The following is a 23,942-nucleotide window of genomic DNA, read 5'->3' as shown; positions in this document are numbered from 1 at the left end:
GCACCCCTTCCCCAGCATCAGGAACTCTCGCGCCGATGAACGCTGCCCGCGCCCTTGCCTTGCTTCTTCTGGCCGGCACCGCGCCCGCGGCGTCCTATGCGCAGAGCACACCGCCCGTCTGGCAGGATAGCAAGCTGGCGTCCGAGGCCCGCGCCGCCGCGCTGGTCCGCGCGATGACGCATGCCGAGAAGCTGCAGCTGATCCACGGTCTGTTCCCGCCCCGCGCGCAGCCCGCCCCGGCGGACATGATTCCCTCGGCCGGCTATGTCCCCGGCATCCCCCGGCTCGGCATCCCGACGCTGCGCGAAAGCGACGCCAGCCTCGGCGTCGCCAACCAGGTCGAGCAGCGCAAGGGCGATGTCGCGACGGCACTGCCCTCGGGGCTCGCCACCGCCGCGACCTTCGACCCCGAGCTGGCCCGCGCGGGCGGCGCGATGATCGGCGCCGAGGCACGCGCCAAGACCTTCAACGTGCTGCTCGCCGGCGGCGTGAACCTCACCCGCGACGCGTGGAACGGCCGCAACTTCGAATATCTCGGCGAGGATCCGATCCTTGCCGGCACGCTGGCCGGCGCGGCGATCGACGGTGTCCAGTCGAACCACATCGTCTCGACGATCAAGCATTTCATCCTGAATGCGCAGGAGACCGGCCGCACCGTGCTCAACGCGCGGATCGACGACGCGGCATTGCGCGAAAGCGACCTGCTGGCCTTCGAGATTGCGATCAAGGCGGGCAAGCCCGGCTCGGTGATGTGCGCCTATAACCGCATCGAAGGCGATTATGCCTGCGAGAGCGCGCGGATGCTCACCGACGTGCTGCGCCGCGACTGGCGCTATACCGGCTGGGTGATGAGCGACTGGGGTGCGGTGCACTCCACCGTCAAGGCAGCGATGGCGGGGCTAGACCAGGAATCGGGCCAGGAGCTCGACCACGCAATCTATTTCGCGCCCGAGAAGATCGATGCGGCGATCCAGGCGGGGCAGATCACCGAGGCGCGGATCGACCAGATGGTGACGCGCATCCTCACGGGCGTCATCGCCAGCGGCCTCTACGACCATCCGACCCCGGCCACCGCCCAGCCGATCGACTATGCCGCGCATGCCGAAGTCGCGCAGCGCGTTGCCGAGGCGGGCATGGTGCTGCTGCGCAACCAGGGTGACCTGCTGCCGCTGGCCAAGTCGGCGAAGAAGATCCTGCTGATCGGCGGCCATGCCGATGTCGGCGTGCTGTCGGGCGGCGGGTCGAGCCAGGTGCGCTCGGTCGGCGGCGCGCCGGTCGAGATCCCGCTGACCAAAGGCGCTGCCGCCTCGTTTGCACGAATGACCTGGCATGCCTCGTCGCCGCTCCAGGCGATCCGCGCCAAGGCGCCCCAGGCGCAGGTCACCTATGTCGACGGCAGCGACCCCGCCGCCGCGGCGGCCGCCGCGCGCTCGGCCGACATGGTCGTGCTGTTCGCGACGCAGTGGGCGACCGAGGCGCAGGACGTCGATTCGCTTGCGCTGCCCGACAAGCAGGATGCCCTGATCGCCGCGGTCGCCAAGGCGAACCCGAAGACGGTGGTGGTGCTCGAGACGGGCGGTCCGGTACTGATGCCGTGGCTCGACCAGGTCCCCGCCGTGCTCCAGGCCTGGTATCCCGGCCAGCGCGGCGGCGAGGCGGTCGCGGGCATCCTGTTCGGCGACGTCAATCCCTCGGGCCGGTTGCCGATCAGCTTCCCGAAGAGCGCCGACCAGCTGCCCCGGCCCAAGCCGGTGGTGCCCGCCGGGCTCAACTCGGATGCCGCCAGCGACGCCGGTGCAGGCGACGGCAGCACGCTGCCGAGCTGGGCTGTGGCCTACAGCGAAGGCGCCAATGTCGGCTATCGCTGGTATGCCGCGCAGGGCACGCAGCCGCTGTTCCCGTTCGGTTTTGGCCTCAGCTACACCCGCTTCGCCTTCCGCGATGCGCGCTTCACCGGCGGTGCGGCGCCTTCGGTGACGGTCACCGTCCGGAACGAGGGGGCGCGCGCCGGCACGGTCGTGCCGCAGCTCTACGTCACCGGGCCCGAGGGGGGGGCTTCGCGGCTTGCCGCGTGGAAGCGCCAGGCGCTCAAGCCGGGCGAGTCCGCACAGGTTACGCTCGCCGCCGACCCGCACGCGTTGGCGCGCTGGAAGGGCGGCCGCTGGACAATTGCCGCCGGCAAGTATCGCCTTGCGATCGGGCAGGATTCCGCTTCCGCGACCATGGTTCGCGAAGTAGACGTGCCTGGCGGAGCGATTCGTGAATGAAAACATAACGAAAGGGGAAAGTGTGAGGACAAGTAAGACAACGTTGTCGCCGACTGGTGTCGGTATTCAGCGGACCATCAGGGCCTAATGGCCCGTTCAGGAGGGGAAGAAACCCACATGCGTATTCGTTCGTCATCGCGCGTTCGCGCGGTATCCATGCTCGCCGTCGCGACGGCACTCGCCATGCCCGGCCTCGCCGCGGCGCAGACCAGCACCGCCACCGACTCTGCCGCGGCCGACACGGCGCAGGACGCGGGCCAGGACAGCGGCGAGATCGTCGTCACCGGCATCCGCGCCTCGCTCGAGCGCTCGATTGCGCTGAAGCGCGATTCGACCGGCATCGTCGATGCGATCTCGGCGGAAGACATCGGCAAGTTCGCCAACACCAACCTTGCGGAATCACTCCAGCGCATCACCGGCGTGTCGATCGACCGCGTCAACGGCGAAGGCTCGACCGTGACGGTCCGCGGCTTCGGCGCGCAGTACAACATGGTGACGCTGAACGGCCGCCAGCTCGCGGCCTCGAACATTGTCGCGGTGGGCGGCGACCAGGGCGGTGACGGCGCCGGCGGCTTCGGCCGCTCGTTCGACTTCGCCAACCTCGCCTCGGAAGGCGTGAAGACGCTGGAGGTCTACAAGACCGGCCGCGCGGCCGTTCCGTCGGGCGGCATCGGTGCCACCATCAACATCGTCGGCGTCCGCCCGCTTGATCGTCAGGCGGGCTTCTCCGGCTCGATCGGCGCGAAGGCCAGCTACGACACCTCGGCCGACGACTGCATCAGCTGCGGCAGCCATGTGACCCCGGAATTTTCGGGCGTGGCGAGCTGGAGCGACCAGGAGCAGCGCTTCGGCGTCACCCTGTTCGGCAGCTACCAGAAGCGCAACTTCAGCTTCCCGAGCCAGGCGAACAATTACTGGAACATGCCGCGGCTGTCGGATTTCCTCGATCCGTCGAAGGGCTACATCACCGCTAACACCAAGATCAACAATCGCCCGACCGATCCGAACACGCTGGTCGCGGTGCCCGACGACTATCGCCACCACTTCTCGGAAGCGAGCCGCGAGCGCATCAACGGCCAGGCCGTGGTGCAGTATCGCCCCTCGGACAGCATGACCTTCACGGTTGACGGCCTGTTCGCGCAGCTGCGTTCGTCCGAGCGCCGCTCGTCGCAGTCCAACTGGTTCTCCAAGCCGTTCGACGAAGTCACTTTCGACGATTCGAGCAACGGCATCGCGACGACCAAGTACCTCCACGAGACGCTCAACGGCGTGAAGGACGAAGGCTTCGAGAACGCCTATCGCGCGCAGAAGAACCGGCTGTGGGATATCGGCGGCAATCTGAAATGGCAGCTCGCCGACAATTTCTCGCTGAACTTCGACGGCCATATCGGCAAGGCGGAGAGCCTGCCCGATAATCCCAACGGCCAGACCTCGACCACGGTGGCGTTCAACGGCAACATCGTCACGTCGCACGGCCTGACCTGGGACAATGACGGCTTCCCGACCCAGACGCTGACGATCAACGACTGCTACTCGCAGACCACCCCGACGGGCGTCGCGTTCAAGAACGGCAACTGCAACGGCGTGTTCGATGCCGGCGATCTCTCGGCGGCGGTGCAGCGTCAGTTCGCGTCGACCCAGTCGCAGAAGATCAAGGAAGGCCGCATCGATGCCGGCTGGGATCTCGGCGGCGGCAGCCGCTTCGATTTCGGCGGCGACTTCCGCACCACCGACACCCGCCAGACCCAGTACAATACCCGTCAGACGCTGGGTGACTGGAACAACGCGCTGCCGCCCGACGTCGCGGCGTTCGCGCCCGGCACGGTGCAGCAATATTGCCTGGTCTGCCAGTTCCACCACAACAACGCGACTGCCGACGCGGTGGGCAAGGTGGCATGGCGTGCCCAGGACACGACCAAGCTCTACAACGCGCTCTACAACCACTATATCGGCATCACCAACGACGGCGTCAGCCATGCCAATGTGGTCGAGGGCAACAACGACAACCGGGTCAAGGAAGACATCTGGGCAGCCTATGGCCAGCTGACCTGGAAGGGCGAACTCGCCGGCCGCAAGGCGACCCTGGTGATGGGCGTCCGCTACGAGCACACCAAGGTGAAGTCGACCTCGTTCCAGACCGTGCCGCTCGCGGTGGTTTGGCAGGCCGACAATGACTTCACGGTGCTCAACTCGGCCGACCGCCAGGCGGTGTCGGGCAAGGGCAGCTACGACAATCTGCTGCCGCAGATCGACTTCCAGATCGAAGCCGCGAAGAATCTGATCGGCCGCGTATCGTACAGCAAGACGATCTCGCGCGCACCCTATGGCAGCCTGTTCGCTTCCACCGGCGCGGGCGCGCTCAACAACCCGACGTCGCTCGGCGGCGTTGCGACCGGCAACCAGAACAATCCCGGGCTGAAGCCGCTGGATTCGGATAACTTCGACGTGTCGCTCGAATGGTATCCGCGCCGCGACGTGTATCTCTCGGTCGGATTCTTCGACAAGCGGGTGCACAACTTCATCGGCAACTCGGTGGTGCAGCGCAACCTGTTCGGCCTGCGCGATCCAACCGCGGGGCCGCTGGCGCAGGCAGGGCGTGCCATCGTCACCGGTCTCGGCGGCGACATCAGCAATGTGAACCTGTTTACCAGCACCGCGGTGCTGCAGAAGTACAATGGCAACGTCGCGGCGGCGACTGCCGAGCTGCAGGCCAATTACGTGCCGGCGACGAAGACGTTCGGGTCGAGCTACATCAGCAACACGCTCGCCGCGATCGACGTGAACCCGACCTCGGCCGATCCGCTGCTCAACTTTGCGGTGAACACGCCGATCAACAACCGCGACGCCGAAATCTACGGCGTCGAGCTCGCCGGCCAGTATTTCCTCGGCAATACCGGCTTCGGTATCGCCGCGAGCTACACGCTGGTGCGCGGCAATGTCGGCTTCAACATCACCGCTGATCCGAACGACAACCAGTTCGCGCTGTCCGGTCTGAGCGACACGGCCAACGCGACGCTGATCTACGACAAGCACGGCATCTCCGCCCGCCTGTCGTATAACTGGCGCGCCAAGTTCCTGAGCGATCTCAACCGCGGCGCGGCGCACAATCCGGTGTTCAACGATCCGTACGGCCAGGTCGATCTCAGCATCAACTACGACCTGACGAAGAACATCGCGCTCAGCTTCGAAGGCATCAACCTCCTGGAGGAAGGCGTCCGCAGCTACAGCCGCGACTACATCAACACCTGGTACGAGTCCGAAGGCTCGGCCCGGTATCTGGTCGGCGCGCGCTTCCGCTTCTGAAGCCCGCCTGTACACTAGGGAAAGGCCGCTCGCTTCGGGCGGCCTTTCTCGTTTAAGGTTTGCACATCATGCCCCGCGCCGTGCTCAACAATATCGACCATGCCGATCTGCGGATCCGGCTCGACCGTGGCGCCGCGTTCGGCGATGCGGTGAACCAGATGACGGTGTTCCCCACCGAATTCGAGGCGCTCCAGCGCGACTATGTCCTGATCTTCCGCCGCGATGACGACGGCAGCTGGCGCTCGACCGTGCTGCTCGGCCTCGATACCGACGAGAATCTCTACCTCGACGGCGACCGCTGGGACGCCGACCAGCTGCCTGCGCTGATGGAGATCGGCCCCTTCTCGATCGGCCTGCCGCCGGCCGGCGCCCAAGGCGAGCCGATGATCCATATCGATACCGATCATCCCCGCGTCTCGACCAGCGAGGGCGCACCGCTGTTCCTCGAGCAAGGCGGCAACGCGCCCTATCTCGACCGGATCGCGGCGACGCTGCAGGCCATCTATGTCGGCGACCAGCTCTCGGCGCCGATGTTCGCGGCGTTCGAAGCTGCCGGTCTGTTAGAGCCGGTCACCTTCGACATCGAACTCACCAGCGGCCGGCGCTACAAGGTGCCCGATTGCTGGGTGATCGACGGCGGCCGCTTCGCCGCGCTGGGGGCCGAGGCACTGGCGGCGCTTCACGCGCAGGACTTCCTGCGCTGCGCGGTGTGGCAGCTTTCCTCGCTCGGCAACCTGCCGCGACTGATCGCGCGCAAGGAACGCCGCGAAGGTTGAGGACAGAATAACAGAAATTTCGGAGGGGATCGGCAATGGACGGACAGAGGTTTCGGGTGGTGATCGCCGGCGGCGGCACGGCGGGCTGGGTCGCGGCGGCGGCGCTGGTGCGGCATCTGGGGCCGAACCTCGACATCACGCTGGTCGAATCCGACGCGATCGGCACGGTGGGCGTGGGCGAGTCCACCATTCCGACCGCTTGGACCTTCCACAAGCTGCTCGGCATCAACGAGCAGGTCTTTCTCCGCGAGACCAACGCAACCTTCAAGCTCGGCATCTCGTTCGAGAACTGGCTGCACGACGGGGATCGCTATTTCCACCCGTTTGGCTCGGTCGGGCGTGCGATGCCGCTCTGCGATTTCCAGCATTTCTGGCTGGAGGCGCAGCGGCGCGGCTTCGGCGGTGCGCTGGCTGACTATTCGCTGGAGACGCAGGCGGCGCTGGCCGAGAAATTCGCCACCGGCGATCCGATGCCGCTGGCCTATGCCTATCATCTCGACGCGACCGCCTATGCCGCCTTCCTGCGCGGCCTGGCCGAGCCGGCGGGCGTGCGCCGCGTCGAAGGTCGCATCATCGAGGTCGAGCAGGCTGCGGACGGTGACATCGCCGCGCTGGTGCTGGAGGGCGGGCTGCGCATCGAAGGCGAGCTGTTCATCGACTGCACCGGCTTCCGCGCGCTGCTGATCGAGGAGACGCTCAAGACCGGCTTCGACGACTGGAGCCACTGGCTGCCGACCAACCGCGCCTTCGCCGTCCAGTCCGAGACGACCGAGGCGCCGGTACCCTATACCCGCGCGATCGCGCACGGTGCCGGCTGGCGCTGGCGGATTCCGCTGCAGCACCGGATGGGCAACGGGTTCGTCTATGCCAGCGACTATCTGTCGGATGACGAGGCGAAGGCGCAGCTGCTCGCGGCGGTGCCGGGGCGCGCGCTGTTCGATCCGCGGCTGATCCGTTTCACCACTGGCATGCGGAAGCAGGCGTGGAACCGCAATTGCGTCGCGCTGGGCCTGTCGAGCGGGTTCATCGAGCCGCTGGAATCGACCAGCATCCACCTGGTGATGATCGCGGTGACGCGGCTGCTGCAGAACTTTCCGTTCCGCCGCGACATGGCGGCGCTGTCGGCGCGCTTCAACGCCCAGTCGCGCGCGGAGTCGGAGCATATCCGCGACTTCATCATCCTCCACTACAAGCTCAACGACCGCACCGAGCCCTTCTGGCGCGATCATGCCGCGCGCGCGGTGCCGGACAGCCTGGCCGCGCGGATCGCCTTGTTCGAGGAAGGCGCGTCGAGCTATCAGGAGGGGACAGACCTGTTCCGCGTCGACAGCTGGAACGCGGTGATGCTGGGGCAAGGCGTGCGCCCGCGCGACCATCACCACATGCCGGCGCAAATCCCCACGGACGATCTCGAACGTGCACTCGGCGACCTGCGCGCCGGGATCGCGGCCCAGCTCGCCAAGCTGCCGGGCCATGCTGAATTCATCGCGCGCTATGCGGCGGCGAAGGTGCCGGCCGCCGCTTGAGGACCGGGTCTAGCGGCGGCTGCCGATCAGGGCGAGTTCGGCGACGCGCAGGCTGAGCTGGTCGGCGGCGGCAGGGTCAGCCTCGCCCCAGGCGAAAGCGGGGCGGGCGGTGCCTAGATCGGCGCGTACGCGCCGCGCGACCCGCTCCAGCTCGTGCGGCGTCGGCGGCCGTCCTTCGGCAATGCAGGCGATCACTTCCGGTGCGATCGTGCTTGGCATGGCGAACATCCTTACCCCTCCCGGTACTTTGCGGAAGCTGGGGACGAATGAACGCGGAAAAAGGTCCATAACGGCGCGCTTGCGACGAACCGCGCGGCCGCTAGGATCGGTGCCAATGTCCTTTCCCGCGCTCCGCATCGCCGGCCTGCAAAAGTCCTTCGGCAAGCCCGTTATCACCGGCCTCGACCTCACCGTCGGCGCAGGCCAGCTCTACGCGCTGCTCGGGCCCAACGGCGCCGGCAAGACGACGACGCTACGCATGGCGGTGGGGCTCACCGAGCCCGATTCCGGCAGCATCGATATATTTGGCGTCGATGCGCGGGCAAACCCGCGAGAAGCCAAGGCGATCACGGCCTGGCTCCCCGACGAGCCGATGCTGTACGACAAGCTGACTCCGGCGGAGTATCTCGGCTTCGTCGCCGGGCTGTGGCGAATATCGCCCGATCGTGCCGCCCCCGAGGCTGAGCGGCTGTTGCGCTGGCTGGAGTTGTGGGAGGTGCGCGACACCCGTTGCGAAGGCTTCTCGCGCGGCATGCAGCAGAAGGTGGCGCTCGCCGGCGCGCTGATTCACGACCCCCAGCTGCTGATCCTCGACGAGCCGCTGACCGGGCTCGACGCGGCGATGGCGCGATCGGTGAAGGATGCGCTGCGCGCCGCGGTCGACCAGGGCAAGACGGTGATCGTGACCACCCATATCCTCGAGGTCGCCGAGCGGCTGGCCGACCGGATCGGGATCATCGCCGGCGGCAAACTGCTCGCCGAGGGGACGCTGGAGGAGCTGCGCGCCCTCGCCGGGGCGGACGAAGCGACGCTGGAAGATACCTTCATCCGCCTGACGAGCCGCGCATGATCGGCTGGACGATGCGGCGGTTGCCGCCGGGAAGCCTGACATGGCTGACGCTGCACGAGCTGCGCGGCAACCTGCGCGCCGCCGGACGCAGCAAGCTGGGGCAGATCGTGCTCGCGCTCGTGCTGCTCGGCTATACCGGGCTGGGCGTCGGCCTCGGGCTGCTGCTGGCGGACGAGCATTGGCAGGCCGGGCCGCTCGCCTGGCTCCTCGCGCTGATCGCATCAATCCTGCTGTTCACCTTCATGACCACCCAGGCGCTGCTCGCCAGCCAGCGGACCCTTTACGAGGCGGGCGATCTCGACCTGCTCTTCTCCGCACCGCTCGATCCGCGCACGGTCGTGTCGGCCAAGCTGCTGGGCATTGCCGGCGGGGTGATGCTCACCTTTTCGATCTTCCTGCTGCCGATCCTGCTGCCGGTGGCGCTGCTCGGTCATCCCGAGCTGCTCGGAGCGCTAGCACTGCTGGTGGCGCTGGCGCTGGCGGCGGCGTGCGTGGGGCTGGGGGTGACGCTGCTGCTCGCGCGCACCGTGGGACCTCGGGCGGCTCGGACGCTGGGGCAGATCCTCGCGGCGCTGACCGGCGCAAGCGTGTTCCTCGCCACGCAGGTCCTCAACCAGCATGACGATCGCCGCGAGTCCGGCACCGTGCTCTTGTTCGATGCGCTGCGCAGCCGGGGATTCGGCAAGGGCGGGCTGAGCAGCCTGCCGGGGCGGGCCGCGTTCGGCGAGCCGTTGGCGATGGCGCTGCTGCTCGGGGCTGCACTGGCGCTGTTCGTGCTGGCGGGCTGGGGAATGCGCCATCCCTTCCTGCGCAGCTACCGCGCCGGTGGTGCCCGCCCCGCCACGCAGCGGGCGGCGAAGGGCGGCATTGCCCGCCATTTCCACCGCGGTCTGTTCGCCGCGATCTTCGCCAAGGAGCTGCGCCTGCTGCTGCGCGATCCGGCGCTGATCTTCCAGGTGCTGCTGCGCCTCGTCTATCTCGCGCCGATCCTGCTGGTCGCCTTTCGCGACCATGGTTCGCTGCCGATGGCACCGACGCTCGCCTTCACCAGCGTGGTGATTGCCGGGCAGCTGGTGTCGAGCCTCGCCTGGCTCGCCGCTTCAGCCGAGGATGCGCCCGATCTGCTCAAGGTGGCGCCGGTCGACAAGGACGATCTGGATGTCGCCAAGCTGCTCGCGGCGATGGCGCTGGCGGCGCCCTTGGGCATGTTGCTGCCGGTTGCGATCGCGATGGAGACCATCCCCGGTGCGCTGGTGACGTTGCTGTTCACCGCCGGTGCGGGCGGGGCGGTCGGCTATCTGGAGGTGGCGCATGCCCAGCCGGCACCGCGCTCCACCTTTCAGCGGCGGCAGAAGGGCGGGGGGATTGTCCGGAATCTGGTCGAGTTCGTGATCGCGCTGCTGCTCGGGCTCGCCGCGGGCGTGATCGTCTACTTCCTCTAACGTCAGCCGCCGGGCTGGAGCGCCCGACGCGCCTCCTCGGTCACGGCATAGACGGCGTGGCGCTGGGCACCGCGATTGTGGTGGTCGACTCGGAAGCCCTGATAGTGGCGTCGCACCAGTCCGGCCCGAACCAGCTCGGAGACCGCGCGGCTGACATTGGTGCGGCCGGAAAGGCGGATGCGATGCTGCACCTCCGCCTCGATCGCCGCCTGCGCCGCCGCCGGATCGGCGGGGAGGGTGCCCGCCTTTTCCAGTTCGGCCCGTGCGCGGGCCGCCAGCCCCAGCCGGCGCGGATCGCGCCGGGCGACCGGCGACAGCGCTTCGCTCAGCCAGTCGCGCACCGAGAGGCGGCGGCCGTCGCGTTCGATCCAGGGGCCGGCCCAGCCGGTGCGGTCGCTCGCCTGGGCGATCAGCTGGAGCACCATGAAGCTGTAGCGCGGCCGCTCGCAGGTGGCGCTCAGCCGGTCGAGCACCGCGGGGAGGTCCATGGCGGTGGGGGAGGCCGCATCCGGCCGAACGCGGGGGGCGGCGGCGAAGAGATCGGGCTGGAACATAGCAGGAATCTAAGCACATCGCGATTCGCCTGTGAATCCCTTGCGTGCGCCCCTCTGCAATTGGACCAGCCATGGCACTTTGCCGCGCGCGGGAAACGGCCGGTCGCGGCACTTTGCCCGGCGGTAAAGTGCCACTCGCGACAGGCGCCCCAAGGGCTAGGCGCGGGCGCATCGGCGCGATAGGATCGGCTACGACACGCGGACAGCAATGACAGGCGGGTCGCTCCGCCCTCTCGACGAGCAATGCCCTTGACCGATCCGCATCCCACCTCCGCCCTTCTCGCGCCAACAACAGTGCTTCCCGCGCTCTCGACTGACCCGCGGGCCGGCATCGGCTTTTCAGGCGGGCAGGTGCGGGCAGCGGTGATCGCAGCGGTTGGTGCCTGCGCGCTGCTGCTCTGGGCTGCGGGGCTGACGATTGATCCCTTCGCCCACAGCAACATCCCCTATTACGCAATTCTCGCTACCGCACCGCTGCTGCGGCTGTGGTGCCTGCGCGACGGCCGCCGCTGGAGCCTCGTCCTCGCCCAGGTGGTGGAATATTATACCCTGTTCATGGCGCTGGCGCTGATCGGTGCGGTGAGCTCCTACCCGGTCGCGGGGCTCAGCCAGGGGTTTGCCGATGCCGGACTGCAGCGCGTCGATGAACTGCTCCAGTTCGACTGGCTCGCCTGGTACCGGCTGGTCGCCGCGCATCGCTCGCTCCAGCTGCTCGGCATTATCGCCTATCAGAGCATCTTCCTCACGCCTGCAATGCTGCTCGGCTGGTTTGCGCTGATGGGCATGCGGCGCGAGGCGCACCGCTTCCTCGCCGCCTTCGCGATCGCCGCGGTGCTGACGCTCGCCATCTACAGCCAGATGCCGGCGGTGGGGCCCTTCTCCTATCTCTGGCACGGCCCGATCCCCTACATGCCCTTCAGCGAGCTCTGGCAGCCGGATCTGATCCCGGCGCTGCGCGACCACAGCCTGACCGTGGTTGATGTCGGCCAATTGCGCGGGCTCGTCTCGGCGCCGAGCTTCCACGCGGCGTCCGCCACGCTCTACATCGCCGCCGCCCAGCGCTGCGGACCCTTGCGCTGGTGGCTGACCGCGATCCCCTGCGCGATGCTGCTGTCGACCCCGGTGGAGGGCACGCATTATCTGATCGACCTGATCCTCGGCGCCGGCGTCGCGCTCGTCGCGTGGTTCTTCGCGACGCTGCTGGTCCGCTGGCGCGTGCGGACGGCGCTCGCGGCAGGTTGATTATACGGCGACGCTAGACGCGGGAGATGAATGCTGGCGGCACTGCTTCCGCCAACCAGACACCGTTGCTCGACAACCGGAAGACAGCGCCCTGGCGTGCCATCTCTCCAGCGGCAATTTGGAGAAGGACCGGCGCCCCGCGTCTCTCGCCGACACGCGCGGCGGTCTCGACATCGGGTGACAGGTGCACATGGTGCCGCGCCATGGGCTTGAGCCCCTCCGCAAAGATCGCTTCCAGAAACCGCTCGACGGTGCCGTGGTAGAGCGTCTCGGGCGGGGTAGCGACCGGCCAGTCGAGATCGACGTTGATCGAGTGCCCCTGCCTCGCCCGGATGCGGGCGCCGTCGACGGAGAGCTCGAACCGCTGCTTGTCGCTGTCCGCAACCACCTGGTCGAGCAGGTCCGGATCGGCTCCTTCGCGGGAGAGTGCCGCGCGCACGGCGTCGACCGGCGCCCAGCCGGCATCGTCCAGCGTGAGGTCGCCAGCCTCCGGGGCATGGCGTAGCCAATAGGATAACAGCTTCGAGAGCTTCTGAGTCATTCCGGCTAAACTAAAGGGCCGCAACGCGATCGTCGACGACACGAATGCCGTGGGCCGTCACGCCGCGAACACATTCTCCACCGCCGCCCGCAGCGCGCTCGGCGAGCAAGGCTTGGAGCAGACCACCGCCTGCGGATAGCGTGCGCGCAGCGAGGTCGCGTCGGCGTGGCCCGAATGGAAGATGATCGGCACGCCCGCATCGCGCAGCACATCGGCGGCGGGGAAGACCTCGCCGTCGGTCAGGCGCACGTCGAGAATCGCGCAGCCGGGCAGGTGGCTCGCCACCGCCTCCAATGCTTCGGCGACCGAAACATAGGGGCCTTCCACCGCAAAACCCGCTTCTTCCACCACGTCCTGCACGTCCAGCGCTACGAACAGCTCATCCTCGATGAGCATCACCGTCTTCGTCATTCGCAAGCACTTTCGCAGGCAGATGGATCTGGATGGCGAAGACCTGGTCCTCCGCCGATCGGGTGACCGTCACGCCCAATTGGCGCGACGAGGTTTGTACCAGAATCGTGCCGAAGCCGGTGCCCGATTCCACCGAAACGGGGCGGTCTCCCGCCTCGCGCCAGTCGAGCCGGACGCCGTCGGGCACACGTTCCCAGTGCACGGAGAGTTCCCCGCCGTTCGCACCGAGTGCCCCATATTTGACCGCGTTCGTCGCCCATTCGTGCAGCATCAACGCAAGGGGGGACAAACAGGTCCGGTGAATCTTCACGCTCGGACCATTTATTTCGATGCTGGCATGATCCCGATACGGGGCAAGGGTCGCCTCGACGAGTTCGGCCAGGTCGATCGACTGCAAGGCGCCCGCCGGCGCCGCCAGCGAATGCGCGCGGCCCAGCGCGGCGATCCGCTCGCGCATGTCGTTGGCGAAGCGGGTCACGTCGTCATGGCTGCGGGCCCCGGCCGAGATCATCCCGCTGACGATGGCGAACAGGTTCTTCACCCGGTGGTTCATCTCGCGCAGCATCAGTTCGCGGGTCTCGGCAAGCTTGTATTCCGGCGTGATGTCGATCGACACGCCGACCAGCCGGAGCGGCCCGGCATCGTCCACCCGCCGCCCAAAGGTCTTGATCCGGCGAACGTCCTCGCCGTCGAGAATGCGGTAGCTGATCTCGAGGTCGCCGCCCTGTGCGATCACCCGCGCCAGTTCCGCCTCGAACAGCGGGCGGTCCTCCGGGTGCATCCGGTCGAGCCGCGCCTCGGGGTCGTTCAGCGCCATGCCGGCCGGGATGCCGAGCACGTCGCGGGCATGGTCGTCGACCAAGGTCTCGCCGGTATCGACGCGATATTCCCACACCGCGATGCCGCCGGCACGGATCGCCATGTCGAGCCGCTCGCGCTCGGCGGCGAGTGCGCGTTCGAGCGACAGCGCGTCGGTGATGTCGGTCAGCACCAGCGTCGCGCCGTCGGTGGTGCCGTTCTGCGCGCGGTAGGGCAGGGTGCGCATCGACAGCGTGCGGCTGCCGTCCTGGGTGGTAACCCGGCGCTGGAGCGGGCCTTCGCCGGCGATCACCGCACGGGCATCCGCGAGATAGTCGTTGCCCGACAGGCGGCTGGCGACATCGGCCAGCGGTCGGCCGCGGTCGCTCGGCTGGAGGGGAAACAGCGCGGTCGCCGCTTCGGTGAAGCTGCGGATGCGCATGTCGGCATCGAGCACCACCACGGCGAGGTCGGTCGATTCGAAGAAGTTGCGCAGGTCCGAATTGGCGACGGTCAGCTGGTCGACCTTGCCCTTCAGCTCGTCATTGACCGTGGACAGCTCCTCGTTGGTCGACTGGAGCTCCTCGTTCATCGACATCATTTCTTCGTTGGAGCTCTTCAGCTCCTCGTTCGCGGTCTCCAGTTCCTCGACGGTGGTGCGCAGGCGGTGGCGAGTGACGCGCAACTCGTCCTCAAGCGCATCGAGATGATCGTCACCGGCGTCGAGTTCGGCGACATCCTCGTCGAGCGCGGGGCGGAAGGGCGCGGTCTCGCGGAACACGAACAGCAACGTGCCGTCGGGCATCGGATCGCAGACCACGTCGATCGTCTGGCTGCCATATTCGGACTCGACGGTGACGTCGCGCGCCACCACCCGCTTGCGCCGATCGCGACCGGCGCGGAGCAGCGGGCCCAGCACATTGCGCAGGCCCGGGCGGGCAAGGCCGATCGCGCTCGATCCGCCGGTGCGGGTGACGGGAAAGTCGAAATAGCGGCCGAGCCGGCCATAGGCGGCGATGATCACGCCTTCCTGGTCGAGCACCAGGCTGGCGGGGGCATAGCGATCGATCAGCCGGCGGACCGCTGCGGTCTCCTCGGCGCCGACCCGGCCCGCCTGGCGCTCGTGGCGATCCTCGCGCGGGCTGCGGGCGCGCGAGCTGCCGGGCAGGTCGATCGGATAGTTGGGCGCGCCCGGCGAGCGCTGGAAGATCCGTGCCTGGCCGTCAATTGCCGGAAACAGATGGTCGAACCGGCCGATCGTCTCGGAAGGCCCCAGGAACAGATAGCCCTCGGGCCGGATCGCGTAATGGAGCAGCGGCATCACCGATTGCTGCAGGCGATCGTCGAAATAGATCAGCAGGTTGCGGCACGAGACGAGGTCGATCCGCGAGAAGGGCGGGTCCTTGACCAGGCTGTGGTTGGAAAAGCGGATCATGTCGCGGATCTGCGGCACGATTTGGAAGCGGTCGCTGTGCGGCAGCGTGTAGCGCTCGCGCATGGCCGGCGGCAGGTCGACCAGCGCCGACGCGGGGTAGACGCCGTTCCGGGCGATCTGCAGCATCTGCTCGTCGATATCGGTCGCGAAGATCTGCACGCCGGTGGCGGGCAGCGCGAGCTTACGCGCCGCCTCGGCGAACAGCATCGCGATGCTATAGGCTTCCTCGCCCGAGGAGCAGCCGGGGATCCAGACGCGGATATCCTCCTCGCTGGTCCAGCTGCGCATCAGCGGCTCGATCACCTGGGTGCGCAGGCGATCGAACAGGTCGGCGTCGCGGAAGAAGCGGGTGACGTTGATCAGCAGATCGCGGAACAGCGCCTCGCATTCGTCGGAATCGGACTTGGCGCGGGCGAGATAGGCGCGGCCGCTGGTGATGCCGAGCACGTGCATCCGCCGCTCGATCCGCCGGATCAGCGTGGTGCGCTTGTAGCCGGAGAAGTCGTGGCCGACGGCGCTGCGCAGCACCTTGCACAGCTCGTCGACATGATCGGCGACCAGCGAGGCTTCTTCCTTCTGCTCCTCGCCGCCGCTGCGGTGGAAGAAGGCGTGGAGGCAGTCGAGCATCTGGCCCGGCGCCTTGACGAAGTCGACCAGCCCGGTGCCGACGGCCGAGAGTGGCATGCCGTCATAGCGCGCGCTCTCCGGTTCCTGTACCAGGCAGACGCCGCCATGTTCCTTCACCGCGCGCAGCCCGATCGTGCCGTCGGCGCCGGTGCCCGAAAGGATCACGCAGGCGGCATTGCCCTGCTGGTCGGCGGCGAGCGAAAGGAAGAAATCGTCGATCGGGCGGCGAAGTCCACGCGGCTGGGCAAAATCGGTCAGCTCGAGCGTGCCGCCGCGGATCGCCAGCCCATGGCCCGGCGGGATGATATAGACCTTGTCCGCCTCGATCTGCTCGCCGCCCTCGCACTGGAGCACTTCGAGATTGGTCTGCCGGTCGAGCAGTTGCGCCAGCATGCTCTCATGGTTGGGATCAAGATGCTGGACGATGACGAACGCCATGCCGGTCGGCGCGCGGGCGGGCGCCAGCATCTCGCGCAGCGCTTCCAGTCCCCCGGCCGAGGCACCGATTCCGACGACCGGCAGCGTCGCCTTCTTGGCGTCGAACGGCGCGTTCACAGATAGCTGCTCGCATCGAGATCGGAGAGCGTCATCTTGGCCTGGGCGATCGTCGCGGCGGTGTTGGCGATGGTGATCAACGTGCCTTCCACCGCGATGCCGCTTTCGGCGACGACGGGCGCGAGCCGAGCAATCGTTTGCCCCAGCGCTTGATCATAGTCCGCGAGCCGCTCGGGCTGGGTGCGGCTGACGTCGAACTGCGAGGCGAAGATGTAGCGCACCTCGCCGGTCAGCGCGCGCAGCTTCGACATGTAGAGCAGGTTGACGAAGGGCGTGCCGTCCTTGCGGAAGTTGACGATGGCGGTGCGAACGCTGGTCTGCGCGTCGTCGTCGAGGAAGGCGTGGATGCGGATGCGCGCTTCCTGGTTGTCGCTGTCGCCCTGGAGGAAGCGGCAATTCTGCCCAGCGATCTCGTGCGAGGCATAGCCGGTAAGATCCCGGAAACGCTGGTTGGTGAGCAGCAGCGGATGGTCGCCCACCGCCTCGCCCAACGACAGGGCGACGGGCGAGCTCTCGAAATAGTCGCGCAGGGCGGGGGGAAGGTGCGGGGTCATGTCTGCTGGGCCTCGATAGGGAAGCAGAACGACCTGTCCCGGAAACTGATCCAGGATAGGCGCGATTCGACCGCGAAACAACCCGACTCGGCGGGCGGGCTGTCGCTAGTTAGTTGATTTCGAAGGCGTTCCGATCAGCGATGGAAAGCGGCGTCACCCCAGACGATCGGCAGTCGCTCGTTCACCGCACCGGCGGAGCGGGCCACCAGCTCGACCAGCTTTACGCCCGCGACGTTGACGGCGAGCGGCTTTGCGTCTGCGCCGCGCCGCACGGGCGCGGACGTGGCGAGCAGGCGCCCATCGCCAAAGACCTGGAAGGTGACGGCATGCCCTGCATCGGTCGCCGAATCGTCCACACCTGTTGAGAGGGTGAGCTGCCGGTAGCCGGCATTGCGCACCTCCAGCCGCGAGTTGGCGAGCACGCCGAGCCCGGCGGTGAAGTGCTTGCCCGCCACCGCGAGCTCGCGGCCGTAAGGGGTGGCGTCCGCCTGCGCGCCGCCCCAGCCGGCATAGAGCGGCCGCTGCCCGGCGCCGCGCGTCCCGCTCCAGGAGACGACCGCACGGTGGATCGTCGGGTCGGCCATCGGTGTGGTGACGCCGTCCACCGCGGGGTTCACGCTGCCGGGCATTTCCGACAGATACAGTCCGTCGGCGAGCAGCCGGGTGCCCTTGGCCCGAAACACCAAGGCCTCGTGCGGGGCGAGCTTGAACTTGGTTTCCTTGCTGAAGCTGGAGGTCTTGCCGGTCCACAGATCGGTCAGCGCAACCGGCGCATCGTCGCGCAGCTTGAGGTGCTGCGCGGTGAGGATTGCCTCGGTCGGTGCGGCGGTGCGGTTGAACAGCGCCACCGCCTTGTCACCGTCCGCCAGCGTCTTGACGAGGATCTGGAAATCGTCGGTATCGAAGGCGAGCACCGCCTGGTTGCCCGCGGGATCCTGGTCGATCGCGATCAGCGCGGCATTGCCGAAAATATCCATCAGTGATTGCGGCGTGGTGCGCAGGTCGGCGCCGATCAGCAGCGGGGCCGAGACCATGGCCCACAGCGCGAAATGCGACCTAGCCTCGGTGAGGTGGTCGGCGTCGAACTCGCCCTTGCCGATGAACAGCATGTCGGGATCGTTCCACGAGCCCGGATGCGCGTACAGCGGGCGCCGCGCCGCGGTGTCGAAATTGGTGAGCAGGCGCGTCCAGTGCGGGGTGATGTCGTCGCTGGTGCGCGAGATATTGCCGACATCCTTGGCCCAGCTGCGCACGTCCGCCGAACCCCAGATGCACAGCGACAGGAGATAGTCCTGATCGGGATCGGCACGGACCAGCGCTGCCTTCACCTGCGCGAACATCGCCCGCACCGCCGGGATGTTCGAGCGGTTGATGCTGTCGAGGTCGAGGATCGGGGCGAGGGCGCGGTAGCGGCCGGCTTGGACCAGCGGGATGTCTTCGGCGTACGCGCGCAAGCCGCAGCCGTCGATTTTGATGTAATCAAAGCCCCATTCGCCGAAATAGAGGCCGATGTCCTGGTCGATATGGCCGTAGAGCCCGACCTCGCGCTCCAGCACGCTGCCGCGCGGTAGCTGCGGCTCGTTGGGGCCATAGGCCTGGGCGCAGGTGTTGCGGCCGAGATCGGTGTAGATGCCGGCCTTCAATCCCATCGCGTGGAGCCGATCGGTGAACGGCTTGAACGAGGTTGCGCCGTCGGCGGTGCGGGCGGAGGGAAATTTGTCCGCGCGGACCAGCATTCGGCCGTCGGCGCGGCGATGGTCCCACCAGCCTTCGTCGAGGTTGATATAGCGATAGCCCTTGGCCGCGAGCCCGGTGTCGACGATCTTCTGCGCCGAGGCGAGTACCTTCTCCTCGTCGACGTCGGTGGCGAAGGCGTTCCAGCTGTTCCAGCCCATCGGCGGGGTCGGCGCGCGGCCATCGGTGTTGGCCGACCAGCGGCCGGTGGGGGCGAGCGGATCGCGCGGCGCGGCCTGCAGGCTCGCCGACGCCAGCAGCAGCAGCCCCGAAATGCCTGCCAAGGTCTTGATCGCCATCCTGCTTCTCCCCTCGTTTATATTTGTCCGACTAACCGGAGCCTCGGGGAAGAGGCAAATGCTTTCAGCCCATCTACGACCATTGCCCGGCCCGCCACCGCGCCGTAGCGTGGGAGCCATGAACCCCAAGCGGCGGATCCTGATCCTGGGCGGCGGCACCGCGGGCTGGCTCACTGCCGCCTATCTCGCGCGGTATCTCGATGTCGCGCATCAGCAGCGCTTCGCGATCACGCTGCTCGAATCGCCCGCGCTGGGGATCGTCGGCGTGGGGGAGGGGGGCTTCCCCACGATCCGCCACACCCTGGAATTTCTCGGCATCGACGAGCGCAGCTTCGTGCGGCGGGCGAGCGCTACCTTCAAGCAGGGCATCCGCTTCGACGACTGGCTGCATGCGCCCCGGCCCGACGGCACGCGGCACCGTTTCCTCCATCCATTCGAGGCGCCGTTCCACACCGAGGGCGCGGGGCTGGTGCCCTATTGGCTGCTCCAGCCCGAGGCGCGGCGGGCGCCCTTCGCCGAGGCGATGACGATCCAGAACCGGGTCGCTGCGCACGGCCGGGCGCCGAAGCGCGCGGAGGAAGCAGGGTTCGGCGGGCCGCTCACCTACGCCTATCACTTCGACGCGGTGCGGCTGGCGCAGCTGCTCCGCGACCGCGCGATCGAGCTGGGCGTGACGCATCTGGAGGGCGAAGTCTTCTCCGCCCATACCGATGCCCAGGGCGCGATCGACCGCATCGAGACGCGCGAGCATGGCAGCCTCACCGCCGACCTCTATATCGACTGTTCGGGGTTCGAGGCGGCGCTGATCGGCAAGGCGCTGGGCGCGCCCTTCACCTCAGTACGACACCAGCTGTTCACCGACCGCGCGCTTGCCTGCAAGCTCCCCTATGCCGACCCCGAGGCGCCGATTGCGACAACCACCGTCGCCGCGGCCCACGAGGGCGGCTGGACCTGGGATATCGGGCTACAGCACGCGCGCGGCATCGGCTGCGTCTATTCCTCCACGCATCTGGACGACGATCGCGCGGCGGAGATCCTCGACACGCATCTCGGCGGCGCGCCGCACGACGCGCGGCTGATCCGCTTCGAGCCGGGCTATCGCCGCACGCCTTGGGTCAAGAACTGCGTCGCGGTCGGCCTATCGGGTGGGTTCCTCGAGCCGCTGGAGGCGACCGGCGTGGTGCTGATCGAGGCGGCCGCCGCGATGATTGCCGAGCTTTTCCCGCATGCCGGTCCCGTCGATGCGCCCGCCGCGCGGTTCAACGCGCTGATGACGGCGCGCTACGCGCGGATCGTCGACTTCCTCAAGCTCCATTACTGCCTGAGCCGCCGCGAGGAGCCGTTCTGGCGCGACAATCGCGATCCGGCGACCATCCCGGACACGCTGCAGGCGCTGCTCGACCAATGGCGCCACCGCCCGCCAAGCCGGTTCGATTTTCTGCTCGACGTCGAAAGCTTCGCCTTCTTCAACTATCAGTACATCCTCTACGGGATGGACTTCCCCACCGACCTTTCCCTCGCCCGCGGGGGCTTTCCCCATGAAGAGGCCGCCGCGCGCCAGTTCGCCCGCATCCGCGGCTTCGGCGAACAGGCGGTGGCGGACCTGCCCGCGCACCGCGAGCTGATCCGCCAACTCGCTGGCTAGACCGTCGCCAGCTGGCCCTCGATCGCGTCTAGCTCGCCGCTGGCCCGCGCCTTGCGGCCATAGACCGCCTCGAACAGCGGGGTTGCCATCACCGTCGTCACGATCGCCATCAGCACCAGCATCGAGAAGAGCGTCGGGCCGATGATGCCCTTCTGCAGCCCGATATTGATGATGATCAGCTCCATCAGCCCGCGCGAGTTCATCAGCGCGCCGATGCCGAGCGCGGTGCGGTTGTCCTCGCCGGCCACGCGCGCCGCCGCCCAGCAGGCGCCGAACTTGGCGAGGACCGACACCGCCAGGATGCCCAGTGCGACCAGCAGCAGCGAGGGCGAGTTGACCATGTCCATTTGGGTGTTGAGCCCCGAATAGGTGAAGAACATCGGCAGCAGCAGCACCACGGCGAGCGGCTCGACCTTGCGCTTGAGCTCCGTGACGAACAGCCCGCGCGGCATGCACACGCCCATCAGGAAGCCGCCGAAGATCGCATGGATCCCGATCGCGTCCATGAAGAAGGCGGACATGCAGAACAGCATCATCGTGACCGCGAGCACCGCGCTGCTCATCTCGCCGCGCGCCTCGACGATGCGGCCGAGCGGCGCGAGCAGGCGCCGGCCGAACAGCAGCATGAAGCCGGTGTAGAGAACCGCCCCGCCGATCGCGAGCACCGCCACGCCCGGCCCCGCGCCGAAGGTCGCCAGCACCAGCGCCAGCACGCACCAGGAGGCGGCGTCGTCGAACGCGCCGGCGGTGAGCGACAGCGTGCCCAGCGACGAATTTGCCAGACCGCGCTCGTTGATGATCCGGGCGAGCATCGGGAAGGCGGTCAGCGCGATGCAGGCGCCCATGAACAGCGTCGCATTGGCCTGGCTGATGCCGGGGGTGAACAGCCCGGGTACGGCAAGCAGGTAGGGCGTGATCAGCGCGGCGAGCAAGAAGGGCGCGGCGATCCCGGCGGCGGAGACGCCCGCGGCGCTCTTCGCCTTGGACCGGAAATGGTCGAGCCGCAGCGTCAGCCCGACCATGAACATGTAGAGCCCGACGCCGAGTTGCGCGCCAGCATAGAGGACGTTGCGTGTTTCCTTGGGGAAAATCGCCAGCTGCAAATCGGGGAAGAACAACCCGAGCAGCGAGGGGCCGAGCACGACACCGGCGATCATCTCGCCGACCACTTGGGGCTGCTTCAGGAACTTCTGCCCCGCCCAGCCGACCACCCGGCAGGCGAGCAGGATGATCGCCAGCTGCAGGAAGAAATGGATGCTGAAGTCGCCGGGCGCATACGTCTTGGCGGCGTGCACCGCCGGGCCGTGCGGATTGAGGACGTCGGTCAGCGCGTGCCAGGCGCCGGTCAGCAGCTCGTTCATTCGGTTCGATCCCCTCGGGCGCCAGACCTCTGCCGTGTCTGCGCGAGCCTCTAGGGAGCGCGTCACTGCGCATTGCACAAGGGCCGATCACCGCAGCATTCTACTTTTTGCGCAGGTCGAGCCGGACTGTTGCCGAGGCTCCACAAGGTAGGTACGTACCTACACGATAACGCTGTCGATCAGCTGCTCGGGAACCCGCGATGAAGGTGCTCACCAGCCGTGAATTCAATCAGGATGTGAGCGCGGCCAAGCGATTCGCCCGAACGGAACCCGTGTTCATCACCGATCGCGGCAAGCCTACCCATGTGCTGATGAGCATCGCCAGCTTCCGTGCCTTTACCGGTGAGCGGGAAAGCATTGTCGACGCACTGGCGGCAGCCGAGCCCTTTGAGGTCGACCTGAATCCGGGGCGCTGGTGAATGTATCTGCTCGACACCGCGGTGCTGCTCGACCTGCGCAAGGCGCGGGCCGGTGGCGCCGACCCGCGGCTGACCGCCTGGGCGGGCGGCGTGCCGCGCGAGCAGATGTTTGTGTCGGCCCTGGCGCTGGCTGAGATCGAGGCGCAGGCGGCGCGCGCATCACGCGGCGATGCGGCAAGCGCACTGCGGCGCTGGATCGACGACCAGCTCGTCCCCGCCTTCGGCCCGCATCTGTTGCCGGTCGACACGGCGGTGGCGCGCCGGCGCGGGCAGGTGGCGCTGGCGAGCGACCGGCATGCGCTGGTCGCTGCCACCGCGCTCGAACATGCCCTGACGCTCGTCACCTATGACGCCGCTGCCTATCGCGGTGTCCGGCTCAAGCTGTTCGATCCCCGCCGCTATGATCCGGAGGAGGCAGTGGACGACTGGCGCGCCGCTGCCGCGCGCAGCGGCCCGGTGTGGTTCCGCAATCTCTTCCTGCGCAGCTGAACCGCTGCAACCGGCGCAGCCCCCAAGCATTTGTCTGCCAAGGAGAAACGCCATGGCCGACGCGAAGCAAGCGACCCTTTACCGCATGGTGCTGCCCGACCATGTCTGTCCGTTCGGCGTCCGCGCCCGCGAATTGCTGCTCGAGCGCGGCTATGACATCGACGACCGCGTGCTGCGGACCCGCGACGAGGTCGAGGCGGTGAAAGACGAGTTCGGCGTCGCCACCACGCCGGTGATCTTCCTCGGCGAGGAGCGGTTCGACGGCGCCGACGCGCTCGCGCACGCGCTCGCCCGCCGCTGACCCCGGCGCAGGCGATTGCGAGCACAGGCGGGGGCGGATGACGCGCTGACGGCTCGATCCACCGACGGGGCATGATGGACGAGAACGCGCGTGGGGAAGAAGTCCTCTTCTTCCGGCAAACCGCCATGCAGGCTATCGGTGCACGATCTAAGTCACGGGAAGAGCAGCGGATTGTAGCATTCGGCGGTTTTTTGGCGATTCTGCTCACCACTCGGCTCGTCGCGTCCGCGTTACCATCTCGGAACAAAGCGCCGCGTCGTTGATTTCCGCACCCAACGATTTTCGACTGTACCAACGTAAAAGGGTAATGATGATGAAGAAGATGCTCGTGCTCGGCGCCGCTGCCGGCCTGATCGCGCTCTCGGCGTGCAACAACACCCCGCGGGAGCAGGCGGCCGACAACATCGAGGCGAACGCCGAAGCGCGCGCCGACAACATCGAGGCGATGGCCGGCAACGCCACCACCGATGCGGCGCAGGACAATCTGCAGAACCAGGCCGATGCCGTGCGCGCCGAAGGCGACGCCAAGGCCAAGGACATGCGCACCCACGACGCAGACACCAACCTGCACAACGGGATGTAATTCCGGAAATT

Annotated in this window: 20 protein-coding genes; 12 read left to right on the top strand and 8 right to left on the bottom strand. The window is 67.6% G+C overall.

Annotated elements, in window-relative coordinates; all coding sequences use genetic code 11:
- The first annotated feature begins 35 nt into the window (after positions 1-35).
- The 4 genes from QZ670_RS11775 (at position 36) to QZ670_RS11760 (ending at position 7,872) form a co-directional block, all read left to right on the top strand.
- Entirely contained in the window at positions 36-2,267 is a 2,232-nt protein-coding gene (locus tag QZ670_RS11775) for a glycoside hydrolase family 3 protein (protein WP_294255429.1), read from the top strand.
- A gap of 117 nt (positions 2,268-2,384) precedes the next feature.
- Positions 2,385-5,570: a TonB-dependent receptor gene (locus QZ670_RS11770; protein WP_294255426.1), complete on the top strand. Its 3,186-nt coding sequence runs from the start codon at positions 2,385-2,387 to the stop codon at positions 5,568-5,570.
- Positions 5,571-5,638: 68 nt separating this feature from the next.
- Positions 5,639-6,346 (top strand): SapC family protein, encoded by a 708-nt coding sequence (locus tag QZ670_RS11765; protein ID WP_294255424.1) that lies wholly within the window; start codon positions 5,639-5,641, stop codon positions 6,344-6,346.
- A gap of 35 nt (positions 6,347-6,381) precedes the next feature.
- Positions 6,382-7,872 carry a tryptophan halogenase family protein gene (locus QZ670_RS11760; RefSeq protein ID WP_294255422.1) on the top strand — a complete coding sequence of 497 codons (1,491 nt, stop codon included), beginning with the start codon at positions 6,382-6,384 and terminating at the stop codon, positions 7,870-7,872.
- A gap of 9 nt (positions 7,873-7,881) precedes the next feature.
- On the opposite strand, the gene QZ670_RS11755 is transcribed toward QZ670_RS11760, so the two are convergent.
- Positions 7,882-8,091, bottom strand: a complete 210-nt coding sequence (locus QZ670_RS11755; protein ID WP_294255420.1) for a hypothetical protein — start codon at positions 8,089-8,091, stop codon at positions 7,882-7,884.
- Positions 8,092-8,206: 115 nt separating this feature from the next.
- Between QZ670_RS11755 and QZ670_RS11750 the strand changes: the two genes are divergently transcribed.
- Positions 8,207-8,941: an ABC transporter ATP-binding protein gene (locus QZ670_RS11750; protein ID WP_294255417.1), complete on the top strand. Its 735-nt coding sequence runs from the start codon at positions 8,207-8,209 to the stop codon at positions 8,939-8,941.
- Positions 8,938-10,383, top strand: a complete 1,446-nt coding sequence (locus QZ670_RS11745) for a hypothetical protein (protein WP_294255415.1) — start codon at positions 8,938-8,940, stop codon at positions 10,381-10,383. The genes QZ670_RS11750 and QZ670_RS11745 overlap by 4 nt, the downstream gene beginning before the upstream one ends.
- Positions 10,384-10,385: 2 nt before the next feature.
- Here the strand turns inward: QZ670_RS11745 and QZ670_RS11740 are convergent, their stop codons facing one another.
- Positions 10,386-10,937, bottom strand: a complete 552-nt coding sequence (locus tag QZ670_RS11740; RefSeq protein WP_294255412.1) for a hypothetical protein — start codon at positions 10,935-10,937, stop codon at positions 10,386-10,388.
- A gap of 363 nt (positions 10,938-11,300) precedes the next feature.
- On the opposite strand from QZ670_RS11740, the gene QZ670_RS11735 reads away from it, so the two are divergent.
- Entirely contained in the window at positions 11,301-12,179 is an 879-nt protein-coding gene (locus QZ670_RS11735; protein WP_294255410.1) for a phosphatase PAP2 family protein, read from the top strand.
- A gap of 13 nt (positions 12,180-12,192) precedes the next feature.
- Here QZ670_RS11735 and QZ670_RS11730 read toward each other — a convergent pair whose 3' ends face one another.
- The 5 genes from QZ670_RS11730 to QZ670_RS11710 all read right to left on the bottom strand — a co-directional run bounded on the left by QZ670_RS11730 (position 12,193) and on the right by QZ670_RS11710 (position 19,133).
- Positions 12,193-12,720, bottom strand: a complete 528-nt coding sequence (locus tag QZ670_RS11730; protein ID WP_294255407.1) for an RNA 2'-phosphotransferase — start codon at positions 12,718-12,720, stop codon at positions 12,193-12,195.
- Positions 12,721-12,777: 57 nt separating this feature from the next.
- Positions 12,778-13,131, bottom strand: a complete 354-nt coding sequence (locus QZ670_RS11725; RefSeq protein WP_294255405.1) for a response regulator — start codon at positions 13,129-13,131, stop codon at positions 12,778-12,780.
- Positions 13,100-16,546 (bottom strand): CheR family methyltransferase, encoded by a 3,447-nt coding sequence (locus QZ670_RS11720; protein ID WP_294255403.1) that lies wholly within the window; start codon positions 16,544-16,546, stop codon positions 13,100-13,102. The genes QZ670_RS11725 and QZ670_RS11720 overlap by 32 nt, the downstream gene beginning before the upstream one ends.
- The gene (locus QZ670_RS11715) at positions 16,543-17,100 is read right to left on the bottom strand and encodes a PAS domain-containing protein (RefSeq protein ID WP_294255400.1); all 558 of its coding nucleotides are present in this window, start codon (positions 17,098-17,100) and stop codon (positions 16,543-16,545) included. Before QZ670_RS11715 ends, QZ670_RS11720 begins: the two co-directional genes overlap by 4 nt.
- Positions 17,101-17,234: 134 nt before the next feature.
- Complete coding sequence (locus tag QZ670_RS11710) at positions 17,235-19,133, bottom strand: NPCBM/NEW2 domain-containing protein (protein WP_294255396.1); 1,899 nt, start codon at positions 19,131-19,133, stop codon at positions 17,235-17,237.
- A gap of 118 nt (positions 19,134-19,251) precedes the next feature.
- On the opposite strand from QZ670_RS11710, the gene QZ670_RS11705 reads away from it, so the two are divergent.
- Entirely contained in the window at positions 19,252-20,778 is a 1,527-nt protein-coding gene (locus tag QZ670_RS11705; RefSeq protein ID WP_294255394.1) for a tryptophan halogenase family protein, read from the top strand.
- Here QZ670_RS11705 and QZ670_RS11700 read toward each other — a convergent pair.
- Positions 20,775-22,139, bottom strand: a complete 1,365-nt coding sequence (locus tag QZ670_RS11700; protein ID WP_294255391.1) for a cation:proton antiporter — start codon at positions 22,137-22,139, stop codon at positions 20,775-20,777. The genes QZ670_RS11705 and QZ670_RS11700 overlap by 4 nt on opposite strands.
- A gap of 200 nt (positions 22,140-22,339) precedes the next feature.
- On the opposite strand from QZ670_RS11700, the gene QZ670_RS11695 reads away from it, so the two are divergent.
- The 4 genes from QZ670_RS11695 (at position 22,340) to QZ670_RS11680 (ending at position 23,931) form a co-directional block, all read left to right on the top strand.
- Positions 22,340-22,558: a type II toxin-antitoxin system Phd/YefM family antitoxin gene (locus QZ670_RS11695; RefSeq protein WP_294255389.1), complete on the top strand. Its 219-nt coding sequence runs from the start codon at positions 22,340-22,342 to the stop codon at positions 22,556-22,558.
- Positions 22,559-23,047 (top strand): PIN domain-containing protein, encoded by a 489-nt coding sequence (locus QZ670_RS11690; RefSeq protein WP_294255387.1) that lies wholly within the window; start codon positions 22,559-22,561, stop codon positions 23,045-23,047.
- 52 nt (positions 23,048-23,099) lie between these two features.
- A complete protein-coding gene (locus QZ670_RS11685; RefSeq protein ID WP_093299419.1) occupies positions 23,100-23,348 on the top strand; it encodes a glutaredoxin domain-containing protein in 249 nt (82 codons plus the stop codon).
- Positions 23,349-23,661: 313 nt separating this feature from the next.
- Entirely contained in the window at positions 23,662-23,931 is a 270-nt protein-coding gene (locus QZ670_RS11680; RefSeq protein WP_294255379.1) for a hypothetical protein, read from the top strand.
- Positions 23,932-23,942: the final 11 nt, after the last annotated feature.

The sequence above is a fragment of the uncultured Sphingomonas sp. genome (assembly GCF_913774285.1).
Taxonomy (GTDB): domain Bacteria; phylum Pseudomonadota; class Alphaproteobacteria; order Sphingomonadales; family Sphingomonadaceae; genus Sphingomonas.
The sequence above is the reverse complement of the archived record's forward strand: the minus strand, read 5'-3'. Positions and strand labels throughout refer to the sequence as shown.

Coding starts and splice junctions, on each gene's coding strand:
- QZ670_RS11775 (WP_294255429.1), top strand. CDS start 36: ATGAACGCTGCCCGCGCCCTTGCCTTGCTTCTTCTGGCCGGCACCGCG.
- QZ670_RS11770 (WP_294255426.1), top strand. CDS start 2,385: ATGCGTATTCGTTCGTCATCGCGCGTTCGCGCGGTATCCATGCTCGCC.
- QZ670_RS11765 (WP_294255424.1), top strand. CDS start 5,639: ATGCCCCGCGCCGTGCTCAACAATATCGACCATGCCGATCTGCGGATC.
- QZ670_RS11760 (WP_294255422.1), top strand. CDS start 6,382: ATGGACGGACAGAGGTTTCGGGTGGTGATCGCCGGCGGCGGCACGGCG.
- QZ670_RS11755 (WP_294255420.1), bottom strand. CDS start 8,091: ATGCCAAGCACGATCGCACCGGAAGTGATCGCCTGCATTGCCGAAGGA.
- QZ670_RS11750 (WP_294255417.1), top strand. CDS start 8,207: ATGTCCTTTCCCGCGCTCCGCATCGCCGGCCTGCAAAAGTCCTTCGGC.
- QZ670_RS11745 (WP_294255415.1), top strand. CDS start 8,938: ATGATCGGCTGGACGATGCGGCGGTTGCCGCCGGGAAGCCTGACATGG.
- QZ670_RS11740 (WP_294255412.1), bottom strand. CDS start 10,937: ATGTTCCAGCCCGATCTCTTCGCCGCCGCCCCCCGCGTTCGGCCGGAT.
- QZ670_RS11730 (WP_294255407.1), bottom strand. CDS start 12,720: ATGACTCAGAAGCTCTCGAAGCTGTTATCCTATTGGCTACGCCATGCC.
- QZ670_RS11725 (WP_294255405.1), bottom strand. CDS start 13,131: ATGACGAAGACGGTGATGCTCATCGAGGATGAGCTGTTCGTAGCGCTG.
- QZ670_RS11715 (WP_294255400.1), bottom strand. CDS start 17,100: ATGACCCCGCACCTTCCCCCCGCCCTGCGCGACTATTTCGAGAGCTCG.
- QZ670_RS11710 (WP_294255396.1), bottom strand. CDS start 19,133: ATGGCGATCAAGACCTTGGCAGGCATTTCGGGGCTGCTGCTGCTGGCG.
- QZ670_RS11705 (WP_294255394.1), top strand. CDS start 19,252: ATGAACCCCAAGCGGCGGATCCTGATCCTGGGCGGCGGCACCGCGGGC.
- QZ670_RS11700 (WP_294255391.1), bottom strand. CDS start 22,139: ATGAACGAGCTGCTGACCGGCGCCTGGCACGCGCTGACCGACGTCCTC.
- QZ670_RS11695 (WP_294255389.1), top strand. CDS start 22,340: ATGAAGGTGCTCACCAGCCGTGAATTCAATCAGGATGTGAGCGCGGCC.
- QZ670_RS11690 (WP_294255387.1), top strand. CDS start 22,559: ATGTATCTGCTCGACACCGCGGTGCTGCTCGACCTGCGCAAGGCGCGG.
- QZ670_RS11685 (WP_093299419.1), top strand. CDS start 23,100: ATGGCCGACGCGAAGCAAGCGACCCTTTACCGCATGGTGCTGCCCGAC.
- QZ670_RS11680 (WP_294255379.1), top strand. CDS start 23,662: ATGAAGAAGATGCTCGTGCTCGGCGCCGCTGCCGGCCTGATCGCGCTC.